A 2379-nucleotide genomic window follows, 5' to 3' on the forward strand; every position below is an offset into this window, starting at 1 on the left:
CTACAACCTAACAGTTCGTTCAAGCCGACGCCGCTTCATGGCATCGTGTTATCTTTCGGCGTCCGGCTGCTGTCGCTTCGGTTGCACCTCGTTGCGGCGCGGCTTAACTCAGGTGTTAGACCTGTGAAGAGCAAAAAGCCGCACACCTCTTGCAAAGCCATTGAAGCCTGCAACAGCTCATGATCTGAAAAGATGTTTTTTGACCTCGCTTCAACGGCAAGAAGCTTTCAAATTTGCAAAAAGATCAAGATCAAAATCTACAGTCTGCATTCGCTTGTAGAGCAAAAGCCAGAGCGGGCTTCACGTGGCTGACACGGCGCTTGGTTTCGTGGTACAAATTCGCTTTCCAGCCTGTTCGTTTCGCGGTTCACCGCAAGAGCGCACAGGTCTAACAATTCGTTCAAGCCGATGCCACTTCACGGCCGCAATTTTTTTCGGTATGTTCGTTCTTGTTTGCGGCCGTGCAGTGGCACGGCTTAACTCAGGTGTTAGTGCTCATGGTCAAGTTCGCCGTTGCCATAACTCTTGCTTGCGGAACACTTGTCATCCCAGGTGTCGCAACGGCTGACGACGCTTACCGAGTTTCATTTAATGGCTACGGCCCTGTGAAATTTGGAATGACTCACGTTGCTGCTCAGCGTGCGCTCGGAGTCAAGCTAGTTGACGAATATCCGGATGCAGATTACCCAGATTGCAAATTTCTCTCTCCAAAAAATGGCCACGCCGGTGTCACTTTTATGTTGCTGCACGGCCACATTGCACGCGTAGACGTTTCTGAGCGGGCCATTTCAACCGTTTCAGGAGCGCGTGTTGGGGACTCAAAAGAATCGATCATGTCGCTTTATGCAGGTCGCGTTCTTGTCACCCCGCACTACTACACGGCACCAGATGGCTCATATCTCACCATGCTGTCGTCAGATCGCAAACATGGTCTCCGGTTTGAGACAGACATGAACAGGGTGACCACTTATTACGCCGGAACAAAGGAAGCCATCCAGTTTGTAGAGGGTTGCTTATGAGCACTAACAATTCATTCAAGCCGAAGCCGCTTCGCGGCTCGGCTTAATTCAGGTGTTAGCCGCCATGAAGAGCAGCTTTGCAGTCGTAGTTCTCGTTGTGTTCGCTGGCGCAGCATCCGCTGCAGAGCCGCAGAGCACTTGCTCTAAGTGGGCGCGGCAGATCGCGGCAGGTGACACCGAAGCGTGCTCCGACCTTTGCCCTCAGGCTGCTGAATTCGATCACTACAATTACCGTCAAGGCCTATCCGCAGCGTTCCGATCGGAGAAGGGTCTTGGGCATTTCCTCGGCTACCTGAAGCGATCCAGCATCATTGGCGCGGGAGCGGAAGCGCACGCGTGCTCCGTGAGCGCGCTGCTGGAGCATTGGGGCGACGGAGTCTTTGCCCGTCAGCTCTCAATGCAGCCGCCCAAAGTGCGAGAGCAGGCAATTGGCCTGATCGATTACACGGCGTTGCCAAACTTCAAGGCGCGCTACCCTAAGACTTATCGGCTCGCCGCTCACGAGTAGGCGGCTAACAATTCGTCCAAGCCGACGCCGCTTCGCGGCGCGGCTTAACTCAGGTGTTAGGTTTAGCGCGGAATTTTTTGGGGATATGCGGGCTTTGCATTGAATTGCGCCTGATAGGTTTACTGTTAGGTTCAAGTGTGCCCTTGCGTACTTGGCCCACAGCGCGCAGGGGACCTGCGCACCGTGGTGGCGGTAGCATTCCGTAGCTTGCTTCGCGTGTGCAGTGGGTCGTCGGGCGCCTACAACCTAACAGTTCGTTCAAGCCGACGCCGCTTCATGGCATCGTGTTATCTTTCGGCGTCCGGCTGCTGTCGCTTCGGTTGCACCTCGTTGCGGCGCGGCTTAACTCAGGTGTTAGGCATCTTTGGAGAGTGAGCATGCAGTTCCTTTTCAATAGTCGCGGTAATCACATCGCAAACTTCGTTAACGGTCAGCTTCACTCGACGCGTGGCTCAAACATCGGCCACTATCTAGAGCAGCATGGGATTTTCATTGACATGCATGGCCGCTACCTCGGCGAGATCGTTCATGAGAACCGTCTCATGTACAACCGTTCCTCTGGGCATCGCTCTGTCAATTACGGCAGCTACGGAAACTATGGAAATGTTGGAAACTTCGGCAATCCAGGCAATGCAGGCTCCATCGGGTCTATCGGCGGCTATGAGGACATTCCATTGGACCGTCTCGGGCAAGATGCCTAACAATTCGTTCAAGCCGAAACCGCTTCGCGGTTCGGCTTAACTCAGGTGTTAGGCCCATGAAGAAAAGTCATCTGCGCGTGCTGGTTCTAGCTGGTCTTGTCCCAGTTTTTGCATCGGCTTGCGCACAGAACGCCACCATCAAGCTGTATGA

The 2379-nt window shown here is 54.0% G+C and carries 4 protein-coding genes; all 4 read left to right on the forward strand.

Translation table 11 applies throughout. The features are described from left to right. Positions 1 to 183, forward strand: a 183-nt coding sequence (locus K7B09_RS12925) for a hypothetical protein (protein ID WP_223629875.1), incomplete at its 5' end; no start/stop codon positions are given. 314 nt (positions 184 to 497) lie between these two features. Next, complete coding sequence (locus K7B09_RS12930) at positions 498 to 1019, forward strand: hypothetical protein (RefSeq protein WP_223629876.1); 522 nt, start codon at positions 498 to 500, stop codon at positions 1017 to 1019. A gap of 64 nt (positions 1020 to 1083) precedes the next feature. Then, entirely contained in the window at positions 1084 to 1527 is a 444-nt protein-coding gene (locus K7B09_RS12935; RefSeq protein WP_223629877.1) for a hypothetical protein, read from the forward strand. Positions 1528 to 1904: 377 nt separating this feature from the next. Beyond that, positions 1905 to 2228, forward strand: coding sequence for a hypothetical protein (locus tag K7B09_RS12940; RefSeq protein WP_223629878.1), 324 nt, complete (start codon positions 1905 to 1907; stop codon positions 2226 to 2228). The last annotated feature ends 151 nt before the right edge of the window (positions 2229 to 2379 follow it).

Source organism: Thermomonas beijingensis (assembly GCF_020034655.1).
GTDB lineage: Bacteria > Pseudomonadota > Gammaproteobacteria > Xanthomonadales > Xanthomonadaceae > Thermomonas > Thermomonas beijingensis.